The sequence below is a fragment of the Mycobacterium sp. E2462 genome, from assembly GCF_001672685.1.
Classification (GTDB): domain Bacteria; phylum Actinomycetota; class Actinomycetes; order Mycobacteriales; family Mycobacteriaceae; genus Mycobacterium.
On record NZ_LZKC01000092.1, the window covers coordinates 1 to 884 of the forward strand.

1 protein-coding gene is annotated in these 884 nt (G+C 69.1%); it reads right to left on the reverse strand.

Annotation, left to right across the window (positions count from 1 at the left end):
* Positions 1 to 884: condensation domain-containing protein (locus tag A5714_RS04670; protein WP_255396694.1), on the reverse strand; the 884-nt coding region annotated here is incomplete at both ends.

Below are 884 nucleotides of genomic sequence, written 5' to 3' on the forward strand. Positions count from 1 at the left end.
CCTACTGGCGTCAGGAATTGGCCGATGTGCCGGAGCTGATATCGCTGCCCACCGACCGGGCCCGGCCACCGGCGCCCCCACACCCGCACCAGACCACAACCGCACCAACAAATCCCACTCGCCGTCCTCGAGCAACGAGATGTCGCCGACCGCGACCGCGGGATCCGCGACGGCGTTTTCCAGGACGGTGCCGAACCAGGTGAGGAGCCGGTCGATGGTGGAGCGGTCGAACAGCTCGGCGGCGTAGGTCAGCACGCCGGCGGCCATCGGGGCGGCTGGATCCCCGGTCGGGACCTCGCCCAGATCGAAGTCCAGGTCGAATTTGACCGGCCGGCGGAAGACGCCGAGTTGCTCGACGTGCACTCCCTGCAGCGTCACCTGCCGGGGCGCGCCGAGGTTCTGAAAGGCCATGCACACCTGGAACAATGGGTGATGAGCCGTCGAGCGCGCACAGTGGAGCCGGTCGACCAGGCGCTCGAAGGGCACCTCCTGGTTGCTGTAGGCGTCCAGGGCCTTGCGTCGCACCTGCTCGAGCACGTCGCGGAACCGGTGCTCAGGCCTGACCTGGACCCGCAACACCCAGGTGTTGATGAAGAACCCGACCAGGTCGTCGACCGCTGGGTCGAGCCGCCCGGCGATCGGCGAGCCCAGCGTGATGTCTTGGCCGGCCCCCGCGTGACTCAGCAACACCGCCAGGGCCGCCTGCAACACCATCGATGGGGTCGCGTTGTATGCGGCCGCAAGCGCCTTGATTCCCGCCCACAGGGGCGCCTCGATGCGCAGCTCGGCGTCGGCACCGCGGTGCGTGGGCGCCGGTGGCCGGGCCCGGTCGGTGGGCAGCGATATCAGCTCCGGCACATCGGCCAATTCCTGACGCCAGTAGG